At 40.5% G+C, this 23632-nt stretch carries 16 protein-coding genes; 8 read left to right on the top strand and 8 right to left on the bottom strand.

The genetic code is table 11. The features are described from left to right. The first annotated feature begins 154 nt into the window (after positions 1 to 154). Positions 155 to 5461: a CHAT domain-containing protein gene (locus VB775_RS03815; RefSeq protein WP_281006326.1), complete on the top strand. Its 5307-nt coding sequence runs from the start codon at positions 155 to 157 to the stop codon at positions 5459 to 5461. Between the two features lie 2 nt (positions 5462 to 5463). On the opposite strand, the gene VB775_RS03810 is transcribed toward VB775_RS03815, so the two are convergent. The 4 genes from VB775_RS03810 to VB775_RS03795 are packed head-to-tail and all read right to left on the bottom strand — an operon-like array spanning position 5464 to position 11817. Then, the gene (locus tag VB775_RS03810) at positions 5464 to 6168 is read right to left on the bottom strand and encodes a hypothetical protein (protein ID WP_281006325.1); all 705 of its coding nucleotides are present in this window, start codon (positions 6166 to 6168) and stop codon (positions 5464 to 5466) included. A 19-nt stretch (positions 6169 to 6187) separates the two neighbouring features. After that, the gene (locus tag VB775_RS03805) at positions 6188 to 8803 is read right to left on the bottom strand and encodes a CHASE2 domain-containing protein (protein ID WP_281006324.1); all 2616 of its coding nucleotides are present in this window, start codon (positions 8801 to 8803) and stop codon (positions 6188 to 6190) included. A 9-nt stretch (positions 8804 to 8812) separates the two neighbouring features. Then, a complete protein-coding gene (locus VB775_RS03800; RefSeq protein WP_281006323.1) occupies positions 8813 to 10300 on the bottom strand; it encodes a DUF1822 family protein in 1488 nt (495 codons plus the stop codon). A gap of 44 nt (positions 10301 to 10344) precedes the next feature. Next, positions 10345 to 11817, bottom strand: a complete 1473-nt coding sequence (locus VB775_RS03795) for a hypothetical protein (protein ID WP_281006322.1) — start codon at positions 11815 to 11817, stop codon at positions 10345 to 10347. Positions 11818 to 12042: 225 nt separating this feature from the next. On the opposite strand from VB775_RS03795, the gene VB775_RS03790 reads away from it, so the two are divergent. The 5 genes from VB775_RS03790 (at position 12043) to rph (ending at position 17100) form a co-directional block, all read left to right on the top strand. Beyond that, positions 12043 to 12246 (top strand): hypothetical protein, encoded by a 204-nt coding sequence (locus VB775_RS03790; RefSeq protein WP_281006321.1) that lies wholly within the window; start codon positions 12043 to 12045, stop codon positions 12244 to 12246. A 290-nt stretch (positions 12247 to 12536) separates the two neighbouring features. Continuing rightward, positions 12537 to 12863: a hypothetical protein gene (locus VB775_RS03785; protein WP_281006320.1), complete on the top strand. Its 327-nt coding sequence runs from the start codon at positions 12537 to 12539 to the stop codon at positions 12861 to 12863. Positions 12864 to 12923: 60 nt separating this feature from the next. After that, positions 12924 to 14357: a ricin-type beta-trefoil lectin domain protein gene (locus VB775_RS03780; protein WP_281006319.1), complete on the top strand. Its 1434-nt coding sequence runs from the start codon at positions 12924 to 12926 to the stop codon at positions 14355 to 14357. Positions 14358 to 14608: 251 nt separating this feature from the next. Further along, the gene (locus VB775_RS03775; RefSeq protein ID WP_281006318.1) at positions 14609 to 16255 is read left to right on the top strand and encodes a GspE/PulE family protein; all 1647 of its coding nucleotides are present in this window, start codon (positions 14609 to 14611) and stop codon (positions 16253 to 16255) included. A gap of 128 nt (positions 16256 to 16383) precedes the next feature. After that, positions 16384 to 17100, top strand: coding sequence for a ribonuclease PH (gene rph, locus VB775_RS03770; RefSeq protein WP_281006317.1), 717 nt, complete (start codon positions 16384 to 16386; stop codon positions 17098 to 17100). Positions 17101 to 17127: 27 nt separating this feature from the next. Here the strand turns inward: rph and VB775_RS03765 are convergent, their stop codons facing one another. Beyond that, entirely contained in the window at positions 17128 to 17562 is a 435-nt protein-coding gene (locus VB775_RS03765; RefSeq protein WP_281006316.1) for a c-type cytochrome, read from the bottom strand. A gap of 314 nt (positions 17563 to 17876) precedes the next feature. Here VB775_RS03765 and hemE point away from each other — a divergent pair, with 314 nt between their 5' ends. Next, a complete protein-coding gene (gene hemE, locus VB775_RS03760; protein ID WP_281006315.1) occupies positions 17877 to 18914 on the top strand; it encodes a uroporphyrinogen decarboxylase in 1038 nt (345 codons plus the stop codon). A 110-nt stretch (positions 18915 to 19024) separates the two neighbouring features. On the opposite strand, the gene VB775_RS03755 is transcribed toward hemE, so the two are convergent. The 3 genes from VB775_RS03755 to hslO form a co-directional block, all read right to left on the bottom strand. After that, positions 19025 to 19645, bottom strand: coding sequence for a hypothetical protein (locus tag VB775_RS03755; RefSeq protein ID WP_281006314.1), 621 nt, complete (start codon positions 19643 to 19645; stop codon positions 19025 to 19027). A gap of 21 nt (positions 19646 to 19666) precedes the next feature. Beyond that, entirely contained in the window at positions 19667 to 20542 is an 876-nt protein-coding gene (locus tag VB775_RS03750; protein ID WP_281006313.1) for an S-methyl-5'-thioadenosine phosphorylase, read from the bottom strand. Between the two features lie 101 nt (positions 20543 to 20643). Next, positions 20644 to 21579, bottom strand: coding sequence for an Hsp33 family molecular chaperone HslO (hslO, locus tag VB775_RS03745; RefSeq protein WP_281006312.1), 936 nt, complete (start codon positions 21577 to 21579; stop codon positions 20644 to 20646). A gap of 496 nt (positions 21580 to 22075) precedes the next feature. Here hslO and VB775_RS03740 point away from each other — a divergent pair, with 496 nt between their 5' ends. Then, entirely contained in the window at positions 22076 to 23605 is a 1530-nt protein-coding gene (locus VB775_RS03740; RefSeq protein WP_281006311.1) for a tetratricopeptide repeat protein, read from the top strand. Positions 23606 to 23632: the final 27 nt, after the last annotated feature.

The following is a 23632-nucleotide window of genomic DNA, read 5'->3' as shown; positions in this document are numbered from 1 at the left end:
ATCTCAAAAAAATTGTCGGTAAGTGCGTGATTTATACACCTTTTTGCTATATATTGCTAGCCAATTAATCAGAAAAATATAGATTTAAGCTCAAGGGCTAAATTTATATGGCTTTTGAGTAATTTAGGGCTTAAGTGAATCAGGGATAGGGTCTATGCGCTCAGCTATGAATGGGCTTCAAGTTTTATTTGTTGCATTTTCTTTACAAATCTTGCAAGCTTTACCTGCGATCGCACAAGTGCAGATTGTGCCTGCGAATGACGGGACTGGGACAGTAGTTTTACCAAATGGTGATCGCATTGATATTAAGGGTGGAACTACGTCAGGCAATGGCGCAAACGTATTTCATAGTTTCCAAGGCTTTAATGTCCAGACAGGTCAAACGGCTAACTTTGTAGTTTCACCGCAGGTGCAGAATGTACTTGGGGGTGTGACTGGGGGTGATCCTTCGCTGATTAATGGCACTATTCAGGTTACAGGCTCCAATGCGAATTTATATTTGTTAAATCCTGCGGGATTCATTTTTGGTAATAATGCTCAACTAAATGTTAATGGCAGCTTTACGGCTTCGACTGCGAGAACTGCTTGGTTTGGCGATCGCCATCTGGATATTTATAATCCAAGTTACAGCAACTTGTCAGGGAATATAACTGGTTTAGAGTTCGATCCTAACAATCCTGCGGTGATCGTTAATTCTGGGAATCTCAGTGTTAATGATGGCAAGTCAGTAACTTTAGCAGCACCAACTGTTGTAAATACGGGAACAGTGTCTGCGCCTAATGGTTCAGTGAGCATTGTGGCTGTGCCTGATGGTCGGTTGCGGCTGAATGTTGGGGTGGAAGGACTAAATTTTGAGTTTCCGCAACCCAAGGATGCTCAGGGTAATCCTTTGCCAGTTAAGGCTTTGGATCTACCAAGTCTATTAACTACTGGTAAGTTGGATAGTAATACGGGTGTATCACTGAATAGTCAGGGACAAGCGCAATTAACCAATTCACAGACGGTGATTCCGAATACGGCGGGAACTGCGATCGTGAGTGGAACTGTGTCGGTTTCGTCGCCTGTGGCTAATCCTTCTCAAGTTACTTCCAAGATTCAGATATTAGGCGATCTCGTTGGTTTAGTGGGTGCAAATCTCGATGCTTCGGGTGTGAATGGTGGTGGTTCGGTATTTATTGGTGGGGATTTTCAGGGTAAGGGAATTATTCCAAATGCGTTGATGACTTTTGTGAGTGCAAATTCAACTATTAAGGCTGATGCGTTGCAGTCTGGGAATGGGGGCAGGGTAATTGTATGGGCAGATAATGCGACAAGATTTTTTGGGAATATTAGTGCGCGTGGAGGAGCGATTTCTGGTGATGGTGGTTTTGTTGAGGTTTCTGGTAAACAGAATCTTGTTTTTGATGGAAAAGTAGATCTTAATGCTGTGATCGGAAAAGGTGGAACATTATTACTCGATCCCACCAATATCTATATTGGGAATGACGTAGTAGATTCAATAGCTGTGCCAGTTCCTCTTGAAATTTTTGAATCTAATTTTAATGGAGACGATATAACTATTAGTCAAACAACGATTGAATTGCTGGATGGGAATTTCAATCTTATTCTTGAAGCAAGCAATAATATTAGAATTGGGGATAATGGTCTTACAAGTGGAAATCTAATTTCAAGAGCTATAGATGCTCAAACACCTGCAAAGCCAACACTTACGCTGCAAACTGGAACTGGAGATGTAATCTTTAGGGCAGGAGCAAATTTTATATTGGACTCAAATAGTGTTCTTCAGGCTGGAGGTAGAAATATTACAATTACAGCACCTAACATTAGTACTGGCACTATTGTTGCTCGTAGTTTGGCAAATGAAGGCGATGGAGGGAATGTCGAGCTAAATTCTACGGGTAACATTGCAGTAAACGGCGACTCAATCGATGTTATTTCTTTTGGTAATACTTCAGACGCAAATTCAGGAAGTATTAAGATCAATGCTGGTGGGGAGGTAACTATTGCAGGACTCTTACGTGCTTTTTCCCAATCTAAAAACGGCGGCGACGTTTCTGTAAAAGCAACTGGGGACATTACATTTAGCTGCACAGCTTTTGTTTTTGCTAAATGCGGTGTAGAGTCTTTTCCCGAAAGCAGTTTAGATGCTGTAAGTAATTCAGTTGAACGTAGTGCTGGCAATATAACTATAATTAGTACTAATGGTTCTGTAGCTCTTCTTAACAATGTAATATTAGATGCGGGAAGTGATAGTGCAAGTGTTCCTGTCAATAGTACTGATAAACGATCTTCAGGTACGGTGATAATATCCGCTCAAGGGGATATTACAACTGGCTTAGGTGGAATTACATCTGATATTGGTTTTAACAATGGAGAATCAGCTAGTAATATTAGTCTCACAAGCTTTCAGGGTAAAATCACAGCTTATAACATAACTGCTAATTCTGTTTCTGGCAAAGGTGGTAACGTTACTTTTAGCGCTCCTAATGGAATTAGTGTGAATAGCGTTATCACGGGTGGATCTGACTCTGCTTCCAGTGGAGGTAATATTACTTTTAATGGCAAAGTTGTTCTACTAGGAGATGCAACCATTAGCACAGGAATAGTTTCCAGTGGAAATGTTACCTTTACGAGTACCATTGATGGTGCGAGGAATCTTACTATAACTGCCAGTACAGGCACTGTTAATTTTCTAGGAAATGTTGGTAGTACAACGGCTCTAACGGGATTCATAACCGCAGCCCAAAACACAAATATTAATGGAAGTATCTCAACAGCTAATAGCGATATTAATTTGAATTCCTTAGCAACTTTCACAGCGCCATCAACTCTCAACGCAGGCACTGGTACTATCGCACTCAATGGTGGACTTGCCGCAGGAAGTAATGCTATATCTCTGATTGCTGACCAGATTAACTTAGCAGCACCGTTTAGTGGAACTGGTACACTCACCCTAAGACCTAGCTCAGTAGGGCGAAACATTGTTTTAGGTGGTACAGATTTAACCGCATTTAATCTTACATCAGCAGCACTCTCCATAATTACTAATGTGAAGCTTGCGATCGGCGATACCAGTGTTGGTAGCCTCTCAGTTACAGCCCCCATCACATTCAACACCTCAGCCAACTTAATAGCCTCAGTGATTAATCTCAATGCTGATATCACCACTACTGGTCAAGCGCTCACTCTCACTGGTAATACGCGCCTTAACACCAACATCGCTATCAATAGCAATAACGGCAACATTAGCACCAATGGAACTGTTAATAGTCTGACTGGCAATAACTTTGGATTAACTCTCAATGCGGGTAATGGCAACATCAATCTCAATGGCGCACTTGGGACTAGCGATCGCCTAAGTACCATCAGCTTCAACGCCAGCAATATTGGTCTATCAGGCGGTATTAATACAGTTAATAGCTTGCAGATATCCAATCCAATTACAATTACAGGCAATTCCACCCTCAGCACTCTCAATGGCGATATTAATATTGGTGCGCCGATCAACATTCAAGCAGGGACAGCCGCCAATCTCACTATCAATGCCGCAACAGGCAATGTCACCACTCAAGATATTAACCTCGCCTCTGCTGTAGGGGCTGGCAATAGCCTGACGCTATTAACTCCACAGGGCATCGTGACCACAGGCAATCTCAATGTTGATGGCACATCGGGCGGTAACATCAACATTCAAGCACGCACTGCGATCACGACTGGGACTCTCAGTGCTGTGGGATTATCTGGCAATGGCGGTAATATCTTTCTCGATCCTGACTCAGATATATTTATTGGTCCAGCCAATGCTCAAGGATTTGGAGGTGTTGGCGGGACTGTCGATCTGACATCGAATCGCTTTGTGAGGATTAGTGGAACTTTCGTTGACCAAAATGGATTGGTAGCCAGTGTCAGTACCGCAGGAACAGAAGGGGACGGGGTGATCATCATTCGTCATGATGGTGGCATAAGGTTTGAGCCTTTCAATGTTTTTAGCTCATTGATTAATGGTACTGATGGAGTCCTGACAACTGGCGCAGGAAACACCATCTTTACACCGCGATCGTTTCCTGGTCCCTACACACAGGGCAATATCCAAATCATTACCGCCCCAAATTTCACGATTTTCTTGGCAACGCAGCCTCTCAAAGAGCCTCCTAGAGTGCAGTGGGTAGATGAAGGCGATCGATCCCCCTTCCCTCCTGAAGAGTTTTACACCAGACAGTTTGCTGAGTTTTTCAAAGAGTCAATCTCCGATTACCAATCACCCAAGGCAATGACTCTCACCGAAGTCCAAGAAACCCTACGCCGTGTGCAAAGTGAGACTGGTGTTAACCCCGCACTACTCTATGTCACCTTCATGCCCGATCGCATGGACGAAAGGAAAAAAGATCGTAATTCCCAAGATGTTTGTTACAATCCCCCATCTAAGCCCAACGCTATATCTCCCTCACTAACCGATCTCGAAATCACCAAACTCCCCGACTCCTGCGACATCCTAGAGCTAACTTTAGTCACTGCAAATGGTAAGCCTACTTACAAAACTGTTAAAGTTGGCTCCCAATTTATTAGAAGAAGAGATATTGAGAGTGAGGCAGATGAGCATAGAAGATCTGTTGCGCGTTACGCTGAGGGTGATTCTTTATATGAATACGAACAATCATCACAAAAACTTCACAAGTGGTTAATACAACCATTGAGTAACCATTTAGAGAAGCAAGAGATTAAGAACTTAACGTTTGTCTTGCCTAATAGTCTCCGAAAGATTCCTATTGCAGCAATACAAAAGAGTCGAAATCAGTATCTTGTGCAAAACTATAGCGTGGGATTGATGCCAAGTCTTTCTTTAACGGATACAAGAGTATCTAGAGTCAATAACTACAACTTACGGTTTTTAGGATCTTCGATTTTTAGCAAAGAAAGTGGACTGTCAAATTTACCAAACGTTAAAAAAGAAGCTAGTAATGTCGCTAATATTTGGAACACAATTCCTATTCTGGACAGTGAATTTACTGAAGAAAGCCTAAGAAATTCTAGTGATTTTGGAATTGTCCATATAGCTACACATGCAAAATTTGAAACAAAAACTGGAAAGGGAAGAATTCACTTTTTTGATAGCTTTATAAGCTTAGATCGAATCCGTGAGTTTAATTGGAAAAATGTTAGCATGTTAGTATTGAGCGCTTGTGAAACAACCCAAGGTAATGAAGAATCTGAATTAGGTTTTTCTGGTGCTGCTGTGAGAGCAAATATAAAGTCTGTAATTGGCTCATTGTGGAAATTAGATGATTCTGTAGCTCCTGAATTTATGGAAAAATTTTATCAAGAATTAAAAAATAATCCTGCAATAATTAAAGCTGAAGCATTTAGACGCACTCAAGTTTACATGTTTAGTGATACCAAACAATTTAAATTTCAGCATCCAAAATTTTGGTCTACATTCACTATAATTGGTAATCCTTGGTAATCCTATTTACATACATTTTCAAAATGCTTTTGAAACGATGAACGCATATTATTTTTAATTGTTTTATCTTCATCTGATTCGCCAAGCAGATTGTTTACCTTTTCCGTAAATAAGTTAATAGTATTAACTTTATCTTTGCACAGATAATTAGGTGAAACGCTCAAAATGAGATTACTGGATTCAGCCCAAAAATTTAACTTGTACAGTTCAGTAGCATATCTTAATAAAGGAAAATTAATAATTGAAAGAGATTTTAACTCACTAGAAGAAACACGTTTAATATTTATGCCTGTAGAGTTCCCATCGCCTTCACCACATTGAACGTTGAATCGAAAATCCTCATTCTCATTCAATTCCTGATTGTCAAACGGTAGGGTGTATGACACAAATGTTGGATTCAGACTGTCTAACTTTAAAATTCTGCTTATAGTTTTGCCATTTAAATCTTTATGACTAACTTCTAAATCAGGGATAGTTCCAATTTTTGAATATTCAACATAAAACCAAATGACTGGTTTAAGTAAACTAGTTTTGGATACAAGTTTACCAGTTGGAATCAATGGAACAACTGTACAGCCATCTCTAGTTACAGTTCTCTTTGAGTTCCCTGTGTTACCATCACTGGGCTGTAAAGACTCAGATTTAACAGGTCTAATATTTATAAAACAAAATAGTATAGGTAATAGAAAAGAAAGTTTTGAAACCATTAATTTTAGCATTGGATTGTTATTGGTGTGTTGGTTTATAGTTTGAATATTGCAAATATATTATCAAAATTATACAGGATAGAGTTGAGCTGATGTAAGTTGGCACACTTGGAATCCACAGTGACATACTAATTAAAGTAATGAAATGTATCCAGAATATAAGTGTTGCATGAAAAGCAAATGCACTTAGAATCAATAAAAATCTATTATAATTACAGTTAATAAATAGATCTGTAATTATATAAGTGACACCAAGAGTATTTAGAAGGCAAATTAGAAATGTTAAGTTATTTTCAGAGCCAATCAACACATGATCACCACCTCTAAAAATTCTCAATAAATAATCAGTCGATAAAACATGGTAGCCTAAGTTATTCAGAGCTACATTGTCTTTGTCTGTACCGCCAATAATCACAACCTTATCTTTTAATGAAGTATGTCTGCCAGACAATATAGATTCCAAAGAAAACTCTACTACATCGATTTTATTTTTATAGTTCTTATAGTTAAAAAGAATAGATAAGTTTTTTGGCAAATCTTTAGAATTAGGATTTACGGATAGTGAAGGATCAATCTGATACCCTCCTTGTTGTTCAATAATATTTTCAATTTTTATACCTTTATATTCTAAAAAAACACGATTTTTAGGAGCCTTAATCATTACGTCTTTGTCTGAAATATCTAAATGATTTAAGACTAACCTTAATGCAAATGATTTAATTGCTTGTTCGCCACAAGCATCTTTGGTCGTTATCTTTACAAGCATCAAGCGTCTTATTCTTTCAGAATAATTTACATCAGGATATGAGTTTGAAAATCCAACTCTAGGATCTCTATATTCAGGGTTAATTACTGTCTGATTAGTTGGATTTTTTTTATCCATAGGTTGTGGAAAATAATCTCTCTCAGAACCTGGTATTCCCATAGCACAAATTGCAACCAACCTAGGCTCTACATCATTAAGCATTCTGGATACAAGCTTTTTATTATCATAGGAGTCAGACTTCAGATTAAGTCTCATAAATGTCATACCAATTACTTTAGGTTTCTCTTGATCAAGCTTATCTAAAAGTTTCACAAGATATTTATCACTAATTGAGTTTCCCTCTAAATTTTCTCCTTCCCTAATTTGCATTTCTTCATCTTCAGGAGTTACCCTTACTACTACAATGTCACGATCAACCTGTGCAGGTTTGCGAATATCCATCATGTGATCGTATAGAGATAGTTCGGCTGCTTGGAATATGCCTTGGGTATGGAGAAAGAAGACTAGGCAAGTAACGAAGAATGAAGTGACGATCGCCACTAATGGTGATGCTTTAGGTTGAATAGTAGCAGTAGGTATTTGAAAAACGACTGGCAAAAAATCAGCACAAGGGAAATAATTGCTATCAGTTTTTAATCTTTCTCTCGCATACCAGACTGCCTCCTTAATAGATCTGTCATCATTGATATAAGCATCTAAAAAAAGCTCAAGAAATTCTGGCGCTATTAGATTGTGCATCAAGTGCCTAGTTGCAATAACCATAGGTATTCCTGCATTTTGCAGATCTGCCGCAGCCCCAAGACTAATACAGGAGTTGAAAATAGCTAACTGCAAACCATTCTTAGCAGCCCTTGCTAAACCTTTCCTAAAGTCACCCAAAGTAATTGAGACATCATCTTTTAGATAAAGAATACCTTTACGTTCTTGTGTAGTACTATGTCCACCAAAGTACAAGACATCCCACTTTTCTTTCCATAACGCATCACTTATTCCCTTTGCATTGAGCATTTCAAGAACTTTTATCTCTGCATCTGGATAAAAAATTTGCCAGTTCAGCTTCTCATTCTCGTTCTTGATATCAACAAAGTCACCTAAAATTAGAAGAATTCGTGGTTTTTGCTTTTTCTTAAACGATTTATTTTGAATACTAGTCTTCAGACTGCAAAAAACTGGTTCGATATTTCTTGATTGAAATTCATCCCATAAGTGCAATGGCAACATTGCCAGCATTGGATCATCATAGCGAATATATACATCTGGCTGAGGCTGATCTTCTGAAGGTAATAATTTAATAAGTTGTTCTCTAACCTCCTTAAAATCCTTACTATCAAACAAATCATTTATACTTCGTTTTACTCTCTCACCTGCATCTTCAATAATATGTTCCGTTCGTGAGCCACTAGACTGCTCTCCAACAGTTTTCTGAGGTTTTCTAAATGCACCAGTATCAATATATCTTCCTACTTCAACTTTACAAACAAGCAAAATCAAACGATAGTAAAAAGAGTAAATACTTATATTATCTTTATCACTGTTAATTTGTTGAGGTAGATGATAAAAGAGGTTGGGGAAATCATTGCCTATAAAAAGTATCAAAATGTTTAGTAAATCAAATACTTCTTTCCATATAGCATATGATGGATAGTTCAAATTCCATTCTCTAAAATCACTAGCAAGTTTCTCTGTGATATTCGCACTTGTCAAAGCTATTTCCAAACGCTCGACCTGTAGTGAGACTTTAATCTTTTGAGGTGATAGAAAGTCGTCACCTGTAGTTAGCAAGTTTAGGAATATCTGTGGTTTAGGCTGCGGTGGGAAGAGCCAAGCTTTCATTGCCTTGAAAAATGCGTCTCTTTGGTCTTTTTTCATAACTTTCACCTATACAATAAATTCTGACCTTACACTTGCATCATCAAGGACAATTTGAATCCAAAAATAGCCGCCATAATCCTCTACAAAACTACCCTGATAAAATTCTCTATTTGACTCTTGAATACTAAATATACTGTCCCCATCACTATCGATCGCCTCAAACTTAAGCCCATTAGGTAATTTCTTCTCTTGAGAGTTCGTTAAATAAAAATGGACATGGGCTTGATGCTCTTGAATAGGCATAATTGTAATTTCAAGAGATAAATTAACTGTCCCTAAACTATAGGTTAAGTCAATTAACTGAACTCTTCTTAGCCCTGATTGAGGATGTTGTCGATCAATTTTACCGAGACAAACAGCAGCTTCACGGCGAACTGACAACTCCTCTTGAGGATTACCTTGCAATCCACTTACAAAAGCGATCGCCTCTTGATTTTGATAACCGATATCACCTAATAGCTGCAAAGCATGGATTCTGGCAATATCAGGTTTATTTGACTGAATGAATAGAATTAGATTAGGAACTGTAATATCGCTAGGCAAAGATAACTCATCCCTAAATTTAGTATTAGTTTTTGGACTTTCTAGCACGGCGGGACTTCTGAAGCCTGTTACAAACTGCGGCTGGGTTATAGGTTGAGACAGCAAAGTTTCAGATTCGCGTAGAATGCTATCGGTAAAATTAGCACCATGTATTCTCATTTTTTCAAGCATATTACTTATAGAAATAATTCCAGTTTCAATCATTTCTTGCAATGGCGATCGCATTCTCATCTCCCACAGCTTTTCCCGTAACTTATCATCACTCACAAAAGTTGCCCAATGATCGGCATCTAGATCAAGACGTGGGGAATATAACTTAGGGCGCTTGAGAGCCTCCAAGTATTTATTCTTTTGAGGTTGACCGATCGCAGTGAGAGCAGGAATTGCGGCTTTTTGGTTAGAGGCGATCGCCAAAGATGTCAACAAAACATCCATGTCATCAATGATTTGCTCCTGCGACAAAGTATAAGTACGCATAACCTTGTCATACTCAGCCTTTTGTTTAATCTGCTGATGGGTCGTAAAACCAAATACTCGTAACCAACCACTATCAGGACGAATCTGCACCGCCAGATAATATTCCCCAGCCCACGCATCAATATCTATCCATTCAAAGGGTATCGAAAACTCATCACTATCCGTTTCACTAGGAATCACGATTACCCGCTTACCATCGATAGTTAGTGCAAAGCCATTCACATATTCCCAAACGCTATCAGGTCTAATCGGATTATCCGCCAACTCAATATCACAGCCATAGGTTTGTTTAAAGTATGGAATTATATACTCCAAGCTCAAGCGATTGAGATAAGCCATCCACCTTGCCGCAGGATAGGAATAGCCCTGTAATAATTCCCATATTTCTGTTTGAGTTTCTTGAGGAATAACCAAACATATCTGGTCTTCAAGAATAGATTCAAGTTCAATCTCTTGTTTTAGAATTAACATCATATACCTCTGATTTGTTTTGATAGAATTTAATAGAAAGTTAGGTTTTAATTGCTGGGGCGATCGCTAATCCAAGTCTTGATAAAATCGACAATACTTGGAATTATAGGCTCACATGATCTAGTGATTTGAAATTCTTGTTGCAGATGATTAATTACTAAGTACACAGCAATACCGATCAAATTTTCTCCCTCTGCATCTATATATTCTGTTAAATCACAAGATTTATGCGGTTTTTGGTTCTCTTCCTGAACAAGAGAACCAACCAGCGATTCTAATAGCTGTGAAAGCTTCCTCTTGTAAAATGAATCTAAATAACTTTTAATCCACTTATCTAAATCATTCTGCCAAGATATATTTACATCCAGATCAACTACTTGTCGTTGGCAAAAAGTTACACATTGAGCGAAAGTAGCATCATAAGCTGGATGATAGCGCTTTCTTGAAATATTACTTTGATGAACACCGTAAAGCTTACCAACTGTAGTCATACTACAGTCAAAACCGTGCAGCAGAGTAAATATTGATTGTTGTTCTACAGCAAAAGATGAAATTTCTTGACAAACTACATCGCTCAACCCTGTTTGTAACTCCATCAAATTAGATAATTCATCATTGTCTGAATGATTCTGATACTTATCTGATTGCTCAAATACATCAATTAAAGCTATATCGCTGTCGTCATTACTATTGATAGGAGCATCTAAACTCTCAGGACTGCCTATTTTTTGTTGTCTCCAGAGAATTTCTTGTATGCAACTTTTCATCATCTCTAAAGTTTCTTGAGGATCAATCGCCACAAACTTCTTTTTCAATTGCTCTTTAATCAGAGGGGTTTGGCTATTGTACAGATCGCAAATGGCTTGTAGTTGATCACTATTTGGCTCTTGCCTTGCATGATTATTTTCTAATGGTGGGCAAATTAGTCTATAGAATTGATGGATGTAAACGTAGTCCTCTATATCCCTATGCACCTCTTCACTATACTTGTGAGGTTTGCGGATTATTGAGATTACGATCTGCCTCACACCTGTTGCAGATAGATGATAAAATTTCCCCCAAATACTTCTGCCGTCTCCTGTTAACAAATTCAGTACTCGATTCCTGATCGCATTACTTGCATAGGTACTGAGTTGAGACATTCTAGATGCATATCTCTCAAAAAAGCCTAGTCTGCAAATCGTTTCATGAGCGACTCCAAACGCATTTTCTACAGCATTTTCTCTGTTGAACTTGAAACATATTTTTTTACTTACAAAATAATAAGTTTCTTGTAGATAAGCGACTAGATGCGACCGACTTCTTTCAACGATGCGCTGATCTGAGTGGCGAAGCTCATTCAAGAAGTGGCGAACTATTTCTTCCTCAGTAGCATCAGAGTATCTCTCTAAAGCAAGCACTGTATCAATATTACGTTGTAGTTTTGAATCTACTTCCCACGAATAACTATTTCCTGCCGCATCGTGAATGGTTAGGAAAGTCGAAAATTTGTCCCGTAAGTTTTGCCGCTTTAAACTCATGCTGCATTTCCTGCTCAAAGATGACTGACCGAGCGATCGCATATCACTAATATTTTAGCTAACAAGCGATCGCTCTAGCTATACATCTACATATTCTGATCAGCGATCGCCTTTTATGCAGTAGGGTTCAAATTAACCTCAATCAGCAATGCAATAAAATTATAACCTTTCAGAATATAAGTCTTGTAAGGATCGGAACAAGCAATCTGTGGAGTTGTTATGTCTATGTTGCGTTTTATCCCTCATTTACTTAAGTTTCTGATGTTGGCGATCGCAGGACTAGCGATCGCACTTGTCTTACCTGTAATTTTTGGTGGCTATGCGATCGTTATGGAAATTATGCCCACATTTTTGATGTGGCTATGGCGAACCATATTTGTAGTGATTTGCCTAGTTTTGATTCTCACAATTTTTGAAGGTTTCCGCTAAATCAGCAAAGCCAAAGGAGAGACTGTAATGCTTACAGTATCTCCTTTTTACCTCAACTCCCAGAGCAAGTAAAAAAGAATTTCAAGTTTTTAATTTAATCGCTGCATAAGTGCAATGAACTCTACAGAAGAAATAGATGTAAGCGATGAAGCAAATCCACTCAACAAAAAAATCTAAGTTCAGTGCATTTTTATCCAAACCTTACAGAAAGAATAAGTAGCTTATGAAATAGGAACTCACAAGCATCAAGCTATCTAATCTCATAAACATTAGTATAGAGGAATCTATGAATGTATTTCAATAAATTGCTTCTTAAAGAGAGTTTACTACTTTTAACATCTATTGGTCTCCTAAGCCTTACTCTCAATATTCCCAAAGCTCTAGCTGGCGGTGGAGACGAGGTTGTTTTTGCTGACACTAATGGAAATCCTGTTGATGTTACTACTCAAAATCGCAGTATTGGCTCTATCCCAACGTTTTTAGATTGGTCTAAGTGGCAAGTTCCCACTCACAATGATCAAACTGTATGCCGAGCAAAAGATGGAAATATTGTTTGCGTCTCTCCTGCTCAAGCCCAAAATTTGCGATGGATGGGAAATACTATTCCTAAAATTTAGTTTCTTATCTACTATTGCTCTCTAACAAATAAATCTTACTTTTCTAAGGTATCAATTATCATGCTAAAAATTCCTCAAGCAGCCCAAATTTTACCTCTATCACTTTTTGCTTTGTTAGCAGTCTCCTCTCCCAGTTATTCTCAGTCCTATGAAACATTTTCAGTTAAAGCTAGTAACAATCAAGATAAAGCTTTAAATACAAATTGGAACTTCCGTAAGATTGATGGCACTCCTCGGATGTCAATTTTTAAGCGCGATGATTCAGACCCTGACCAACAGTTTGAGAGGATTCGTCTCAATAATGGTAGTTTCCGTCTAAGGCATCGTAGAACTGGACTTTGTCTAAATGCTCATTATCTAGCTAATGGCAGGGAAATTAATCTTTGGGGCTGTAGTGACTCAGATCCAGACCAACACTTTGACTTACTTGTATTAGGTGATGGTTCCAATTTGATCAGGCGGCGAGATACGAATCTTTGTGTAGACTCTCCTAGCCGTAATGATGGCGGAATCGTGCATCTGTGGACTTGCAATGCTGACAACGCTAATCAGAAATGGCGTAGCAGTAACCCTCCTCAAACACTGCCCGACAATGGCAATGTTGTTATTAGACCTTCTATTATCAATAGAACCTTTGGACGAGGTGAAGAATTTGTCACCTCCAATCGGTACAAATTTGTCTTTCAACGTGATGCTAATCTAGTTTTGTACACTCCACAAGGGAGAGCAATTTGGGCAACTGGCACAAATGGAACTGCGGCTAATATGTTGGCAGTACAGACAGACGGTAATGTTGTCCTGTATGCTAACAGCAGACCAGTCTGGGCAACTGATACCGCAGGTAATCCAGGAGCCTATCTAGCTATTCAAACGGATGGCAACGTTGTTGTTTATAGATCTAACAATGTGCCGATATTCAATACTGGTACTGTTGGAGGTGTAACTAGAACATTTACCGCGTCTGCTGATTGGTTGAGGAAAACTGTCGTAAATCCTCCATCAACCTCTAATCAAAAGCTTGAAAACTTTGTTCGTAATTTTGTAAACACAAGGGGTGTTGCTCGCCTAGATCGTACTCCAGGTTGGGATTCACGAGGACAATGCGTGACCCTAGTTGCTCGCTATATTCAAGAAGTCTACTTGGATGGTGCAGAAAAAACAAAATCTTATGCCTTTGGACATGGCAAAGATACAGCAAGAGTTGTTGCTTCGACCTTCTCAAGATTCTTCTTACCAGTCACAAGTGAAGGTTTGCCAAAACGTGGTGCTGTGGTATCCTTTCCACAAATTGGAATTGTAAAAGGAGTCAACTATGGACATACTGCAATTGTGATGGAATCACGGAATCTCAATGGTCAACGCCAGATCAGAATTATGGATTCCAATAGTGATAGTAGAGCGACGAACTCTCTAGTTAAGGAACACTTTAACTGGATCAACATTCCTAGTGATACTCGCTATAAGAATAACATTTATTGGACTAATCCACGCTAGTTTTCTTTGACTTGCATAAATCAAATTACTCCATAGAAAAAATTAGATAAGTGGTGATGTTTGTTGAAAGATCAATAAACATCACCACTTACCTAATTTTCTTTTTTAGGAGTATAAGTTAATGCGTAGAAATTCTTCTACTTACTAGGCGTGATCATTTTCCTACATAGATTTTTAGTAAGATCTGCATAGAACATATCAACTCAACAGAATGAATCTAGTAAGTAACTATATTGAACTTATCAGCAACTATGCAGGCTAAATCCCCCATACCTAATCTATCCATTGTTCCATCAACCTCCTGGCAATTACTTAAAGCTGGCAAAATATCCTGTGAAGAAGCGATCGCCAAGCTTATTAATCCAGATGGAACTGTGAACATGAAACTGCTGGATGCAGAAGTATGCGATCGCTTCTTTCGGCAAGCTCGCAATCAAACGGAGTTACCCCACTTTATTCCGCTATTATTTTGGCGACAACAATTCTTTATTGGCGCTCCTGAGACTATTTCAGAACTGGACATCAAGAGAATTAGTAACTTGATGGATATGACTGTTAAAGTCGTATCCATTACGAAAAAAAGTTACCAAGAATGGTTTGTTAAACAAAACATTCGCACCGATCGCATTTCTCTATCAGAGACAGATATCCCCTTTGCTGATGAGCTAGAACCAATGGCGATCGCCGAGACTGCAGAAATGCATCTCTCAAAAGCCGAAGATCAAATTAGTCGCATTAAGGCGATTATCACCAGTGCCTTGCAAAGTCGTGCTAGCGATATTCATCTAGAGCCAACCAAAGAAGGATTACGCATTCGCTTTCGTGTTGATGGTATTTTGCGAGACGTACAAGTATTGCCTTTAGCAATTAGTCGCAAAATTATTGTTGCACTTAAAGTCATGGCAGAAATGGATATTGCCAAAAGTCGGATTCCTCAAGATGGGCGCATTGGCGAAAAATACACCAGTGATGATCGTCATGCTAAAGGGTTAGATATGCGAGTTAGTACACTTCCCTGCGTTAATGGCGAAAAAATTGTAATTCGGTTGCTTCCACAAGAAAATCCCTTTTCGAGTATTGCCGATCTAGGATTTACTGAAAAGTCGCGTCAAATTTATGAACGCTGGCTACATCAACCACAAGGAATGATCATTTTTACGGGCCCCACAGGTTCGGGTAAAACCAGTACACTTTATACCAGTTTGCAGGTAGTTGCCTCTGAAAGTGTCAATGTTACTACTGTCGAAGATCCCGTAGAGTATGTCTTATCAAATATCACTCAAACTCAAGTCAATGAAGCCGCAGGCATGACTTTTGCCGCAGGATTGCGCTCAATTCTCCGTCAAGATCCAGACATTATTATGGTGGGTGAAGTACGCGATAGTGAGACGGCTGAAACTGCAATTCGGGCTGCTTTAACAGGTCACCTTGTTCTTACCACTATGCATACCAATGATGCACCTAGTGCCATCCCTCGACTGAAAGATCTTGGCTCAAGTCTAGTTGGTGATGCTTTGTTAGGGGTTGTTGCTCAGCGCCTTGTTCGTCGTGTTTGTCCGCACTGTGCAGAGGCTTATATACCTAGTGATGCCGAATTAAAAGTGATCGGATTAGATCGATCTACAGTTAATTTGGAAAAGTGCAGACAAGGAAATGGATGTCCTAAATGCTCTAATACAGGTTACTTGGGGCGTGAAGCTGTCATTGAACTTCTAGAGATCAATGACACGATGCGTCAAATTATTTACGAAGGAACATCAACTCAGCTAGATCTCTATTTACGCAGTATTGATTTTCAGTCCTTTCGTGTTGCAGCCATTGAGAAAGTTATACAGGGAGTAACAACTATCAAAGAAATTATGCGTGTAATTCCTCGTTCTGCTTTACTGCAACATTAATCACAACCAAAGAGAATGGCGGCGCTTTGCGCCGCCATTCTCTTTGGTTGTGATTATTAGCTAAAATTTCTAGAAGCAAGGGCTTGATATATGATTGGATCGATTTTAAAAACAGTCAAACCGTGATCATGAGTGATTTGCCGATTATCCAACGTCCCGATGGTAGAGCTTGGGATCAACTGCGCCCAGTGCACTTGCAGCATCCATTTACCCAAGCTCCTGCGGGTTCAGTGTTGGCAAAATTTGGCGACACCCAATTGATCTGTACAGTTTCCATCGAAGAAGGTGTACCTAAATTCCTGATTGGGAGTAATCAAGGTTGGCTAACAGCAGAATATCGGATGATGCCTGCATCGACAATTCCGCGTCAACAACGGGAATTTATGAAACTATCAGGACGTACTCAAGAAATCCAAAGGTTAATTGGGCGTAGTTTGAGAGCCGCGCTAGATATGACCGCGATCGCCAATTACACTTTTACTGTTGATATTGATGTGTTGCAAGCTGATGGTGGCACGCGCACGGGTGGAATCACAGGCGGATTTGTGGCTCTCAAAGCAGCTTGCGATCGCTTACTCTCTGAAGGTAAAATCACCAGATCGCCAATTCGTAATGCTGTTGCGGCTGTGTCTGTGGGTTTATTGGATGGTGTCCCCATTTTGGACTTAAATTACAAAGAAGATGTCGCTGTAAGTGTTGATCTCAATGTGGTTATGGACAGCACTGGCAAGCTGATCGAGGTGCAAGGCACTGGCGAATCGGATACATTTTCGCGATCGCAGCTTAATCAAATGCTCGATGTCGCCGAAAAAGGGATTGGCGAATTGCTGCAAATCCAATTATAAAAAGAGCGGCGCGAAGCGCCGCTCTTTTTATAATTGCTTGAGATAGCTCAACAAATCTGCCATATCTTGAGGACTTGGTTGAAACTGTGGCATGGGTGGAGTTTCACCACTGACAACCTGTTGGATTAGACGCGCATCGGACTTGCGATCGGATACACCATGCAAGCTGGGTCCAACTTTGCCATTAGCCCATTGCCCATGACATGCTACGCAATTCATCACAAAAATTGAGCGTCCCTGTACAGGATCGCCTGAAAGATTTAAAACTGACTGTGTATATTGATCGAGCGGTGGACTGAATATCCAAAAAAAGATAGCGATCGCCATGATCGCAAAAGTAACTGCGATCGCCACGATTGTTTTTAGGGGCGAACCTGCCTCAATTTCTTTCAATGCTGGAGCTGATGTCGTATCTGCCACCACATCAGTATCCTTTGTCAAATTTGCCCCTTCGTTAGTCACAGTTTTTAAACCTAGCTATTGGTTAGCCAAAACTTTTACTTGGTTTGTACTTCGTAAAGTATTCATAGCTTAAGTATTAATAACATATCTTAAAGAAAGTATAAGTAATCGAATTGTAATTAGCAATTAAATAAAGCCTAAGTTTGATCATTGCCTGATGCCCCATTCTGAGATACGGTGCGGCGATCAACCTTTGTCCGTTACCAAACTAACGACTTAGCCAAGCAGGCAAAGCGTTAGCGTCTGGTACTTGACGTTCTATAATTCAAAAGCACAATTATAAAAAAGTTTTAAAACACAGGAAAGAGTTGATTATGGGAGGAAATGATCGCTTGCTAAGGGCAGCAAGAGGTGAAGTACTGGATCGTCCACCAGTATGGATGATGCGTCAAGCAGGAAGATACATGAAGGTGTATCGTGATTTGCGCGACAAATATCCAACATTTAGAGAGCGATCGGAAATCCCTGAACTCGCCGCCGAAATTTCTTTGCAACCATTTCGCGCCTTTCAACCCGATGGCGTGATTATGTTCTCCGATATCCTTACTCCCCTCACAGGTATCGGCATTAACTTTGACATCATCGAAAGCAGAGGACCAATTATTGAGTCCCCAATTCGCACTCAAGCCCAAGTTGATGCGTTAACTGAGTTTGATCCCGATACTGCTGTTCCCTTCATTCGTAAGATTTTAAGCGCGATTAAAGAAGAAGTTAAAGATCAAGCGACAATTCTTGGATTTGTGGGCGCACCTTGGACATTAGCTGCCTATTCTGTTGAGGGTAAAGGCTCTAAGGATTATTCTACGATTAAGGCTATGGCTTACAAAGAGCCAGCGATCATCCATAGCTTTTTGACCAAGATTGCCGAAATGATCGGCACTTATGTAATTCATCAGATCGAGTGCGGCGCTCAAGTCGTACAAATGTTTGATTCTTGGGCTGGACATCTTTGCCCAACGGATTATAAAACCTTTGCGCTGCCCTACCAAAAGATGGTGGTAGATAAGGTCAAGGCAAAATATCCCAACACGCCCATGATTCTTTACATTAGCGGCAGTGCGGGTGTACTTGACCTAATGCCTAAGTCTGGTGTGGATATCGTCAGCGTTGACTGGACTGTGGATCTTGCCGATGCCCGCGATCGCCTTGGTCATGATATTCCTGTCCAAGGTAATCTCGATCCTTGTGTTCTGTTTGCTGAGCAGAGCTATATTCGCGAACGTATTTTAGAAGTTGTTGCCAAGGCTGGTAACAAGGGTCACATCATGAACCTTGGTCATGGCATTTTATCCACTACGCCCGAAGATAACGCTAGATTTTTCTTTGAGACAGTTAAAGGGCTTGGCTCTTAAAAAAGTATCTCTAACAAAAAAGCCTCGCTTAGCGAGGCTTTTTTGTTAGAGATACTTTGGGCAAAATAATATCGAGTGGCGGCGAGAAGCGCCGCCACTCGATTCTAGGTTTAGATCTGGCGATCACTACTGGGTAAACTATAGGGATCGATCCCATTTTGTCTAAGCACGGACTCAAAATAATCACGCTCACGACGGACATCATCATCTAGCGCGAACCCTTCACCCAAAATAGCAAGAGCCTTTTCCAATTGCTGATTTATTTGAGATAAGCGATCATTTCGTTCTTGTTCAGTGCGTATAATCCCAAAAGCATTGTCAAAACGACGTTCTAGGGATTCACTAGTTAGAGTAACTATCATCATTAAGGCAGAACGATTACCGCGAAAGCTTTCCCAAGCCCAATAAAGTGCTACTAATTCCAAAGGCAGCCCCCTAATGCGAGTCTGTCCTTGGGAAATAGCTTCACCAATTTCAACAGTAAAGTTTTCTGGTTTATAGTCATCAGGGAAGTCGTTAGGCAAAAAATCGAAAGTGCCTTGTACTTCACCTAACAAGCGTTTGAAGGTCTTTGATTGCAAAAAATCGAAAGTGCTTCTAGCTGGTTTACCAATACATTCAGCAGCTTGGCTAAGAGACATTCGATAACTACCATCGGGCAGCATAAAGGCATCAATGGATAAATCCCCGATCGCTATAGTTGCACGAGTTGCCTTAATTGATTCGCTCATAAAATTTACCGTTGGTAAGCTTTAGAGATACTTCTGCAAAATCACTTTTAAGCGATCGCGGCTAGCATCAGATACTTTACTTAAATCCGTCAAGATCGAAGTCTTCAGAGCATGATGAGCTTCAGATTTAGGCGGATTCACGGCAATTTTTGCCACTGCGTTTTGAATTACGGCTTGAGCATTCAAGGCATTTTTTTGTAAATTTTGGATGATCATTTCTACGGTTACGCTTTCATGATCGTCATGCCAGCAATCATAATCGGTAACCAAGGCGATCGTCGCATAGGCAATTTCCGCTTCACGGGCAAGCTTGGCTTCAGTAAGATTGGTCATGCCAATTACCTTAGCGCCCCAACTGCGATAGAGCAAAGATTCAGCTTTAGTCGAGAAGGCTGGCCCCTCCATGCACAGATAAATTCCACCTTTATGGACTTTGTTGCGCCCTAAGTCGATTGATTCCGCCGCAGAGGAGACAACAGATAACAGTGATTTGCAAATTGGTTCGCCAAAAGCGACGTGGGCGACAATCCCTTCACCAAAAAATGTGGAAGTGCGGTTAGTGGTGCGATCGATAAATTGATCGGGTAGCACGATATCAAGGGGACGGGCATATTCCTGCAACGAGCCAACGGCTGAGGCGGAGATGATGTACTCTACGCCAAGACTTTTGAGGGCATAGATATTGGCGCGATAGGGGACTTCGGTGGGTAGTAAATGGTGCGATCGCCCATGTCTAGCCAGAAATACTACTGGTGTCCCTGATAATTTGCCATAGATAAATGCATCTGAAGTTTTTCCAAAGGGAGTATCGATGTTGATTTCTTGAATATCAGTCAGGGCAGACATTTTGTAGAGTCCACTGCCACCAATAATGCCAATTTGTGCGTTAACTGTCATAGTTTTTAGGGATTATGCAAATTTATCGAGAAGCGTCTAGAAGTGAAGTTACCATAAAGCCTAACTAACAAGAAGTCTCGCGTAGCGAGACTTCTTATTAGTTAGGCTTTTGCTACCTGTAAATCTGCAAGTAAATTATTTAACTGCTCAGTACTAGCGTGATACACCTCACCACAGAAATGACAAGTTGCTTCTGCGCCCTTGTCCTCAGCGATCATCGATCGCAAATCTTCTTCGCCAAACATTTTCATCGCCGCTAACATGCGATCGAGGGAGCAAGGGCAATGAAATTTGACATCTTTAGTCATTGGCAAAATATCTAGATGCATATCAGCAAAGATTTCTGTCATTACCTCTTCGATCGCTTTGTCTTGAAGTAGCAAATCCATGAAATTTTGTGGATCACTTTTTGCTTCTAGTTGGAGCAGTAAATCTTCTTGAGAGAGGTTCGCGGTCTTTGCCGCCCGCAGGGTTGCCATGGGCATGATTTGCAGTAAAATTCCTGCGGCTACCTTGACGGGATTCTCGCTATGATCTTGATCGATTACTTCCGTCAGCATGAGCTTGGAATAAGTTTGCTCAGAAGAAGCCAAGTACCAAGCCACATCATTGGCAATATCACCTGCAATTAGCTCCACGGTGCTGCTATAGGGTTCGCCATAGCCAACGTCACGCATAACTTTAAAAAAACCTGTTTGCCCAACGCCTTGACTGACATTTTGTTGACCATCGGCAAGGGGGGGCAATGTAAATTGAGGATTGGTGACAAAGCCGCGCACTGTCCCATCAAATCCAGCATCAGCGTAGACTAACCCTAGTCCGCCATCCCCAGCCACTCTGACATTTACTCTGGCTTGAGGTTGCTTCATATTTGAAGCAAGCAGTAAGCTTGCTCCCATAGCTCGACCGAGTGAGGCGGTAGCGACTGCTGATAAATGATGGCGACGATGAGCTTCATTAAGGGATTGGGTAATATTCACGCCAATGACACGGACTCTGCCGTCGGCGGTGAGGGCGCGAATTAAGCGATCGTTCATGAAATTTTTGTAAGATTTGATTGTTCAAGAGAGTAGCGCAGGTAGAACCTGCGCTAGATCTCTATGTTATAGCAGTCCCAAAACCAAAGGCGAATTGCGGCGCAAAGCGCCGCAATTCGCCTTTGGTTTTTATGTTTTACAGCGACTTATCGCCAAGCGTGCCAACACTCTTATGATTAGAGGTCAGCAATTTTCATTATGAAACCGATTTTAGTGTTTCCAGCGCCGAAGGCGCTGGAAACACTAAAATCGGTTTTTTGAAAGCCTGCCAACGGCGGGCTTTCAAAAAACCGATTTTTATAACGACAATTGTTGATCATACCAATTCCCGAAAGTGTGGCCACACTTTTGGGAATTAAAAAACAAACCCAGTAAGGGTTTTCAACGTACAAAATGGCTACGCCATTTTGTACGTTGGTATTAGAGGTAGCGCTTAGCGCCGCCTCTAATCTTTTTTGGTATGATTAGTTTGAGTATTCGGTCAAATGGGAGAACCATGCAATACACTGGAAACACTTGGGATAAGGACGCTCTAAAAAATCCAGAGACAGAATATCAGACTCTAGTGGGTTTACTCAGAAACAAGCAAGATTTTGGAATGCTGTTTGTGCGTTGTTCGCCTGCGGAGGGAGAGCAGATAATTAAAAGGGTACGAGCTGATGCAGAGAGCCAAACAATTCGTGTATTAAGGCTCGATCGCCCGATCGCTGATTTTTATGAAATGTTTGCCAATGAGCCAGATTTACATACAGCAAACCTATTGTTTGTCACAGGTATCGAAGAGTTCTTAGAAAAGAAAGTTGAGGACTTAGACGATCAAACATTGGTAGAAAAGCTAACTCATCTGCCTCGCCCCCTTGCCCATCTGATCCTATTGAAATCTAAGCTCAAAGAGAATTTCCCGATTTGTTTTGTGTTTTTACTGCCTTTATTTGCACTGAAGTTTTTTATCGATAGCTATCCCGAATTTTTTGATGAAACTGTTGAGGTATTTGAGTTTCCCACTGATATGGAGTTGATGCGGCAAGAGGCTTTTCGCTGGGTCAGTGACGATCGCTATGAAGCCTATGCTCAAATTAGTGAGGAAGAACGCGATCTCAAGTATGAGGATCTGCAAAAGCTAATTGCGGCTCAGCCCCTAATTTCGGAACGCCGTATTGAGCTATTACTAGAGCAAGGTGGTTTATTGGTTGCAGGTAATCGTTGTCAAGAGGCGATCGCCAATTGCGATCTCGCATTACAGATTCGGGGCGATAATCATTTGGCTTGGTATAACCGTGCAGTTGCATTGGACCTATCTAGTCATCACGAAGAAGCCGTGCAGAATTACCGTCAGGCGATCGCCTATAAAGAAGATTTTTATGCCGCATTGCACAATCTGGGTACTTCCCTAAGTATGTTAGGTCGTTACGAAGAAGCGATAGATAGTTATAATCTTGCTCTTAAACATAAACCTGATTATTATTATTCCTATGGAGGAAAAGGTCTGGTTTACAGTGTTCTCGGTAAATATGAGGAAGCGATCGAGCATTGTGAAAAGGCTCTAGCCATTAGACCCGACTACGTACAGGGGTGGTTCAGCCGAGCCTATGCTCTAGAAAGTATCGGCAAATATGGAGAGGCAGTGGCAAGTTATGATCGCGCTCTAGAGTATAAGCCGCGTGATCATCAAATTTGGTATAGCCGCGCCAAAGCTCTGGAGCAATGGGGAAATTACACGGAAGCGATCGCCAGTTACGATAAGGCTTTAGAAATTCGTCCCGATGATTATTATGCATGGAATAATCGTGGGCTGGTACTGAGTAAGCTAGATCTTTATGAAGAGGCGATCGCTAGTCATGACCGTGCGCTAGAGATCAATCCTGACGACCATTTTGCTTGGTATAACCGAGGCAATGCGCTCAGTGGGCTAGGAATGCTCGAAGAGGCGATCGCCGCCTACGATCACGCAATTCAAATATCACCACAAGAACCACAGGTCTGGCAAAATCGTAAAATCGCTTTGAGAAGACTTGGATTTGATTAAAGCTCAGGAATAACGCAGAACACTAAG

This window comes from Pseudanabaena sp. CCNP1317 (genome assembly GCF_034931345.1).
GTDB lineage: Bacteria > Cyanobacteriota > Cyanobacteriia > Pseudanabaenales > Pseudanabaenaceae > Pseudanabaena > Pseudanabaena galeata.
This window is presented reverse-complemented; position numbering and strand designations above follow the sequence as displayed.

Coding starts and splice junctions, on each gene's coding strand:
- rph (WP_281006317.1), top strand. CDS start 16,384: ATGAGTGATTTGCCGATTATCCAACGTCCCGATGGTAGAGCTTGGGAT.
- VB775_RS03775 (WP_281006318.1), top strand. CDS start 14,609: ATGCAGGCTAAATCCCCCATACCTAATCTATCCATTGTTCCATCAACC.
- VB775_RS03810 (WP_281006325.1), bottom strand. CDS start 6,168: ATGGTTTCAAAACTTTCTTTTCTATTACCTATACTATTTTGTTTTATA.
- VB775_RS03805 (WP_281006324.1), bottom strand. CDS start 8,803: ATGAAAAAAGACCAAAGAGACGCATTTTTCAAGGCAATGAAAGCTTGG.
- VB775_RS03790 (WP_281006321.1), top strand. CDS start 12,043: ATGTTGCGTTTTATCCCTCATTTACTTAAGTTTCTGATGTTGGCGATC.
- hemE (WP_281006315.1), top strand. CDS start 17,877: ATGGGAGGAAATGATCGCTTGCTAAGGGCAGCAAGAGGTGAAGTACTG.
- VB775_RS03780 (WP_281006319.1), top strand. CDS start 12,924: ATGCTAAAAATTCCTCAAGCAGCCCAAATTTTACCTCTATCACTTTTT.
- VB775_RS03755 (WP_281006314.1), bottom strand. CDS start 19,645: ATGAGCGAATCAATTAAGGCAACTCGTGCAACTATAGCGATCGGGGAT.
- VB775_RS03740 (WP_281006311.1), top strand. CDS start 22,076: ATGCAATACACTGGAAACACTTGGGATAAGGACGCTCTAAAAAATCCA.
- VB775_RS03815 (WP_281006326.1), top strand. CDS start 155: ATGCGCTCAGCTATGAATGGGCTTCAAGTTTTATTTGTTGCATTTTCT.
- VB775_RS03785 (WP_281006320.1), top strand. CDS start 12,537: ATGTATTTCAATAAATTGCTTCTTAAAGAGAGTTTACTACTTTTAACA.
- VB775_RS03800 (WP_281006323.1), bottom strand. CDS start 10,300: ATGATGTTAATTCTAAAACAAGAGATTGAACTTGAATCTATTCTTGAA.
- VB775_RS03795 (WP_281006322.1), bottom strand. CDS start 11,817: ATGAGTTTAAAGCGGCAAAACTTACGGGACAAATTTTCGACTTTCCTA.
- hslO (WP_281006312.1), bottom strand. CDS start 21,579: ATGAACGATCGCTTAATTCGCGCCCTCACCGCCGACGGCAGAGTCCGT.
- VB775_RS03750 (WP_281006313.1), bottom strand. CDS start 20,542: ATGACAGTTAACGCACAAATTGGCATTATTGGTGGCAGTGGACTCTAC.